The sequence below is a fragment of the Acinetobacter sp. AB03 genome (genome assembly GCF_058107045.1).
This window is the reverse complement of record NZ_JBUEBA010000018.1, coordinates 1-6,889: the sequence shown is the minus strand read 5'-3', so window position 1 is coordinate 6,889 and position 6,889 is coordinate 1. Positions and strand designations below refer to the sequence as shown.

Here is a 6,889-nt window from a genome sequence, read left to right as displayed (position 1 = left end):
CTAGAACTCAAAAAGATGGCAACTATTAATTATTGCCATCTTTTATTTATTTTCTTTAACATATAAATTATAAACCCTAAATATAGGATTCCTTATGACTTTAAGTTATCAGCTTAATGAACTAAATTGCTTTTTTTGATATAGATCTATGTAATCAGGTTATTTTAATATGTGAGCCTTATTTTATTTCATTAAATAGAAATAATTGATATTACTTTTATTCAACGTATACGGTGATTTTAATTGATTAAAATATTTTCATTGCTGAATCACTACCGTTGTTATATTCAGCTTCATTTATATTTTAAGAAAAAGTTATAAACGCCACTTAATAGCTATTATGGAATCTCAGATGTAGAGCACACGGCTCAAAACTTGGAGATTTTAAAATGTCACATTTCACAGTTGCAGTAGTTACCACCCCTGATGGTGATGTTGTAGATGCCCTAGAACCATTTTACGAATTTGAATGCTCAGGCATTAAAAACAAATATTGCATTTCAGAATCATCATTGGACGAAATTAAAGACCAATACGAATCGACAGAAATCACTTTGATGAAAAACTCAAAGCCTATCTTAGATGATGGTGAAGAACGCTATGCGTTTCTTGACGACCCTCGTTTCGTGCGTGATGCAACAGACTTAGAGCTTGATGCCATCAAAAACAACAAAGGTGATATTTTTGCTGACTTCCCGAACGGCGGTGAGCATTTATCAGTGGTACAGGTCAAAAACGATGATGGTACGTACTCAAGTCGCATTCGTGATTTAGGCATGTTCATTCAATGGCATCAAAAAGATGTGCCATGTACTGAAGTGTTTGAGCTTCAACAGTTCATTAATTGGTATAACGAAGAAGTTACGCCAACTGTTTTGACAGGTGAAAAACCTGATGAAAGTTGGACAGAATGGATAGAGCTTGATGCTGATGGCAAAGTGGTCGATTACTTCACCACCACCAACCCGAATCCGAAATACGATTGGTATGAAATCGGAGGACGTTGGAAAAACATGCTGTTGCGTCTTGATGGACGTAATGTGAATAGTTGCCCGATTGGTGAGCTTGATTTTGAATCCGAAATCAACCGTTTAAAAACCGAAGCCAACCGTGTTTATGACTACTTTGAAAAATGTATCGGTGATGCTTCACGTACTTGGCGTCCATTAAGTGAATTGTGGGCTGATGAATCAATCGAAACAGTCAATGAAAAGCGTGACATTTATCATAACCAAGATTCAATCAAAACAATTAGAGCCAATGACACTGATAAGTTTTATGGCTTGAGTGGCTATGATTTTGATGAATTTTTGGTGAGCCGTGAAGAATTCGTAGCTAAAAAATCAGCAAACCCATTCGGTACATACTGTTTCTTAGATGCGACCAGTGGTGATGAAATAGGCGACTGGACAGGTTCAGAGTGTGGCATGTTTGGACAGGATATTCGCAAGGAAGAAGATTGGGAAAACAAAAACCAAGCCTTGCTCAAGAGCTTTCCAAGCGACTATATAATCACGATTGTTGATTGCCATATCTAAAACCCAAACAGGGATAAGCGTAAAACCTTATCCCTTTTCTTTTGGGCATTTTTTAAAGCGCATTCGATGTTTTTTAATTGATTAAAAAGGTTTTGAATTTTTAAATTTTAAGAAAAATTAAACAGCTATTGCGCTTTGTATAATGAATATAGATTTAATCACTATCCTTAAAGGTTTTAATATGTGGAATACATTAGTTTTAATTCGTAAAACCGCAACGTCAAAAGAAATAAAAGACAAAGCTGATATGTATTTAAGCCAGTTAAATACTGCAACCATTTCAGCATCTCTTAAAGCTGAAATACTCTCTTTTATCGAATCTGTTTTAAACGATTAATCAACTTAGGCTCAACGCCTACAACTTGGAGAAACCCCATGAATTACTACAACACATTCACCATTCCATGCAATTTTAAAGTACAGCACATTGAAGATGGTCAATTTGTCGTGTTTTTTGCTGATGGCACTCAGTTAAGTTACCAGATTGCAAACACCAGCAAGGTTAAATGGATTGAACCTGAAGCATTCAGCTTAGAGCAAGTACTCCTAAGCTCAAAAGAGCCAATCAATGCCGATGATATTGACATCATTAAGTATGCTTCATACCGCTTAATTGCTGACACGCCATTGATTGATGATGATGGTAGCAATCCTGAGCCTGATTGCCTTTACTGCAAAAAATCTAGTGACACTCTTAACAGCCTCATACTTCAAGTCACTGAAGCACATACCCTCCCATGTTGGCTACTGACATCAAACGGCGTTCATATCCTAGATATTAATGAATTGACTGAAGTTTAATAACAATAACTAGTGAAGCATGTCTATTGCTTCACTTTTTGGCAGTTGAAAACCGCATTCGATGTTTTTTTAGTTGATTAAAAAAAGGTTTAGAAATTTGGTTGTGGCCAGCGCTAGATCTGGCGCACCAGGATCAATGCTTATTTTTATGGTTCCTTAATTGCTTCCATCATTTTAATAGCATCCTCATTACCATTTTTAGCTGCTATCTGTTAAAAGTCGCAGCAAGGATCAGTAAAACAATAATAAATAATTTCAAAAAAGTTTTTTGGTTTAGGTTCTATCTTAAAATTAACAATTAGAAGCACAACGCTTAAAACTTGGAGTTGAAATGGCTACTATTAATGAATTATTGAGCAAAAACCTTGATCGCAAATATGGTCCAATTGAAGCTCATGAAGTTATAGAACTTGTTCGTGTAACTCGTGCGCCAGAATCAGTAAATAACCCTTCAATGCCATCAGTTAGAATTTCTACTGCAGATCTGCACCATATGGTTGAACAAGCTAAAAAGTTCAATTTGTGGGAGGAATGGTCCACCAAGGTTTTAGCAACGCGATGGTGAGAAATCAAATACAGTGACTCACTTGGTTTTTGCTGAAGACTACTCAGGATCTAAATTGGTTCGTGAGAAAAACCAGTACTTGTGCTCAGCTGGAGGCTTATTCCCTGCAGATGAAGCAAAGAAAGAATTCAAAATGAAAGTAGGTGATGTTACCGTGGACACGGTACCGCACCTTGTTACATGTAAAGTGTGCCTATCACGTATTTTTACGCAACTAGCATTAACTCAATCTAATTAATCAAATTTATAAGGTGTTCATCATGAATAACAAAACAATTGCCAAAAAAATGATTAACCAAGTTAAATCGGTTATCACTGACCCACAAGCAAAAAGCTTGTTGGCTGCTTATCACGTAGAGGCGTCATTTACCCACTTCTACGAAACACACAGCCACATTTACCTGGTTGGTAAAGACATTACTGCAGTCATGGCCAAACATTTTCCATACTTCACGTTTAAGACTCGTGATAACAAGAAAACCCGTCACGGTATTGGCGATGGATCGATGTCTGATTGCTTAAACAAGCTGCGCCGTGTGTATCGCTTAGAAATAAAAAAACCGATTAGCGAGAAGTTTATCGCTGAAGTTGGTGCACCGACTTTCACAAAAAGCCAATCTGTAAGTCCTGTTGCTTATTTGATTGATGAAGTTGTGCAGCAAGAAACAGCGCCGATCGCACGGTCTGACGTTCAAAACAGTTTTCATGATCTTTTCAATTAATTTGAGGCTTACTCAAAAGTGTGAGAGAGACAAAATGGGGTCCTAGGGATTTTGCCTCCATATATCGCAAAACCCTCTGAAGCTCCCGTCTGCCGTGGCCTGTAGAGGGCTATTAATTTCTAATTCACCAAAAATTTGTTATCTTCTTTGACCTTTAGGTCAAAGAATGAGCAGAGACAAACGGCTATCAATTCTCACTGCCGCGGAAATCGAGGATTTATACAGCGTTCCTTCCTTCAACGAGTCTTATCAGCGGTTTTACTTCGCGCTAAATGATAAAGAACTTGCGGAGCTATCCAGAATACGGCAACGCAAGTACCGTTGTGTTGCCGTTGCATTGTTGGGCTACTTCAAATGCAAACCGATCCTGCTCAACCCGAGTTATAAATCCATGCAGGATGACTTGGCATTTATTGCGCGATTTCACTTTAAAGACCTCAAGTTTCGGCGCTTTAGTTTGAAAGCGGACCAAAAATCCCGCATCTATGAGCGTGTTTTATCAATTGCTGGAGTCAACAGCTGGAAAGATAAGCAACATCAACCCCGGCTTGTTGAACATTTGCTGGTCTGCGCTGAAAGCTGGGTGGCACCCCGCGCACTCTTTGACGCAGCAATCGAGTACCTGGCCCACCAGAAGATCGCCATTCCTGCCTATAGTACCCTGCAGAAGATCGTCAGTCAGGTGATTAATCAACATCAGCAACGATTGTATGATCAGATCAATGCCGCTTGCAGCCAAAGCTTAAAGAATATGCTGCAGACACTGGTTTCCGATGAAGACCACTTTACATTGAAGCAGCTGCGCGGGAGCGCTCGCAACTTCACCGGTACCGAGCTGCAGAAAGAGCTGGCGGTGTATAACCATATTCAACCGCTAATGGAGGATGTGACGACTGTACTCGACTCGCTTTCTCTGTCCCAGAAAAACCAGCATCACTATGCCGAACGGGTTGATTATTACGGTGCTAAACTTAAGCGTCAGTCGCCTGCTAACCAATGCTTGTACCTGCTGTGCTATCTGCAGTCTCGGTACCAGCAGGGCTTGGAGCGCATTGCGGAAGGGTTCATCCATCACACTCGACAGGTGAAGCAACGAGCGCATCAGATGGCGCAGGAACGGGTTTATCAAGACTGGCAAAAGGCAGCCCGCAACGTGAGTAAAGCCGCTGAGATCCTGCACCTGTTCGTGGATGACCGCATCGACCCTAATACTTCCTTCCACGCGGTACAGCAACAGGCTTTCCAGTTTCTCAGTGCCAACGACCTGAACTCGGTCTGCCGATACCTGAGCAATCAGAAACAGTCAGCGGAGGAAGCGTTCTGGCAACACCTGGACACGGAATCCACATTGCGAACCGGCCTGTTACGGTCGCTCTTTTGCTGTCTGCGCATGGAAGGCACCGACAAAACGCAACGGTTAGCCCGGATCTTAGACCAAGCTCGGTTGGATCTGGTCGCCGGCAATATGCTCGGCGATGCCTGCATTGATCAGCGTCTACCGCCGAAAGCCACACGACCACTATTGCTAAAACCCGATGGCAGTATAGATAAAGCCAGGTATGAATGGTTCCTGTACCTGCAGATTCCCAACCGGTTAAACGGCCAGCTAATGCTGCCGGAAGTCATTCGATATCGGGCGTTAGAGGATGATCTGGTGAAGCCACAGACCTGGAAAAACCAGAAGCAGGTCTTGGTCGAGGGTACGCAGCAACCGAAAATCTCCAAGGATCCGACGCGACTGATCCCGCGTATGGCGGATGAGCTGACCCTTCGGTTACACGAGGTCAGCGAATACTTGGAACGTTCGGACAATCGGGACGTGATACTGCGCCCGAAAGGCGGCAAACACCTTTGGCGGTTGCCTACAGCCAGTAAGAAACACCTGGTGAATAATCCGTTCTTCCAACAAATGAGAGCGATCAGCGTTGCCGATGTCTTGCGCGTGGTGGATCAGGATACCGGATTCATTGACGACTTCGAGCATGTGCTGGGCATGAACTCGAAAAGCCGTCAATACGAAGTGGACCTGTTGGCGATCTTGATCGCCAATGCCACTAATCAGGGCATCTATGGCATCGCTCAGATCTCCGATCGGACCTATGATCAGCTCAGCACTATCCAGGCGAACTACCTTCGGCTGGAAACCCTGAATGCGGCCAATGACCGTATCAACAACGCTACCACACGACTGAGCATCTTCAAGCACTACAACATCCAGGATGACAGTCTGCATGCCAGTGCCGATGGTCAGAAGTTCGAAGCCAAGCGCGAGACGTTCCGTACACGGTATTCCTCAAAATACTTCGGTACCAGCAAAGGCGTCTCGGCGGTCAGTCTGAATGCCAATCATATGGCCATCAATGCCCGGGTTATCGGCGCCAACGAACATGAATCCCATTACATCTTTGACCTGTTGATGAACAACAGTACTGAGATTATCCCGGACATGCTCTCAACTGACACTCATGGGGTAAATCATGTGAACTTTGCCTTGCTCGATCTGTTCGGTTATCGGTTCGCCCCCCGATATGCCCGGGTTGGCAAGGTCATCAATGAGCTGTTCAACATCACCGAAGACGAAAATCAGCGCGTGAAACTATCGTTGCGCAAGCCGATCAACACGAAACGCATCATAGACCACTGGGACACCATCCAGCGGATCGCAGTCTCTCTAGCCCAGCGGAAAACCAGCCAAGCTACGTTGGTGCGTAAACTCTCCGGCTACAAGCACAACCACCCGTTACTGGAGGCTCTGACTGAATACAACCGGTTACTGAAGGCCCAGTATCTGCTGAACTACATCGATGACGCCAGCCTTAGAAACCATGTGCAGCGAGCGCTGAACCGGGGTGAAGCTTATCACCAGTTGCGTCGGGCGATCAGCAACGTCAACGGCGACCGGTTCCGAGGCAATAGCGATGAGGAGATCCAAATCTGGAACGAAAGTGCCCGACTGGTGGCTAATGCCATCATCTACTTCAACTCGAAAGTACTCAGTAACCTGCTGGACAGCTTCGAGGAACAGCGCAATGACAGATACCAGGAAACAGTCAAGCGGGCCTCACCGGTAGCTTGGGAGAACATCAACTTCCGGGGTACATACACGTTCGCGCCGACGGGCGAACTGCCAAAACTGGAGGACTTAATGGCACCGATTGAGGGCTATCGACCTAGAAATGAAAGTTGATACCCCTCTACAAGCCACGGCAGACGGGGGCTTCAGAGGTTTTTGCAATATATGGAGGCAAAATCCCTAGGACCCC

6 protein-coding genes and 1 pseudogene are annotated in these 6,889 nt (G+C 43.7%); all 7 read left to right on the top strand.

Annotated features, from left to right (window positions below; genetic code table 11):
- The first annotated feature begins 389 nt into the window (after positions 1-389).
- The 7 genes and pseudogenes from ACY3FQ_RS16915 (at position 390) to ACY3FQ_RS16885 (ending at position 6,813) form a co-directional block, all read left to right on the top strand.
- Positions 390-1,538: a hypothetical protein gene (locus tag ACY3FQ_RS16915; RefSeq protein WP_005006031.1), complete on the top strand. Its 1,149-nt coding sequence runs from the start codon at positions 390-392 to the stop codon at positions 1,536-1,538.
- A 181-nt stretch (positions 1,539-1,719) separates the two neighbouring features.
- A complete protein-coding gene (locus tag ACY3FQ_RS16910; protein WP_005006030.1) occupies positions 1,720-1,875 on the top strand; it encodes a hypothetical protein in 156 nt (51 codons plus the stop codon).
- Between the two features lie 38 nt (positions 1,876-1,913).
- On the top strand, positions 1,914-2,339 hold the full coding sequence (locus tag ACY3FQ_RS16905; protein ID WP_489774489.1) for a hypothetical protein: 426 nt from the start codon (positions 1,914-1,916) through the stop codon (positions 2,337-2,339).
- 331 nt (positions 2,340-2,670) lie between these two features.
- Entirely contained in the window at positions 2,671-2,904 is a 234-nt protein-coding gene (locus tag ACY3FQ_RS16900) for a hypothetical protein (RefSeq protein WP_005006026.1), read from the top strand.
- Between the two features lie 10 nt (positions 2,905-2,914).
- Positions 2,915-3,142 (top strand): annotated as a pseudogene (locus tag ACY3FQ_RS16895) (hypothetical protein); the annotation flags it as partial.
- A 22-nt stretch (positions 3,143-3,164) separates the two neighbouring features.
- Positions 3,165-3,626 (top strand): hypothetical protein, encoded by a 462-nt coding sequence (locus ACY3FQ_RS16890; protein ID WP_005006024.1) that lies wholly within the window; start codon positions 3,165-3,167, stop codon positions 3,624-3,626.
- Between the two features lie 166 nt (positions 3,627-3,792).
- Positions 3,793-6,813, top strand: a complete 3,021-nt coding sequence (locus ACY3FQ_RS16885) for a Tn3 family transposase (RefSeq protein WP_060994423.1) — start codon at positions 3,793-3,795, stop codon at positions 6,811-6,813.
- The last annotated feature ends 76 nt before the right edge of the window (positions 6,814-6,889 follow it).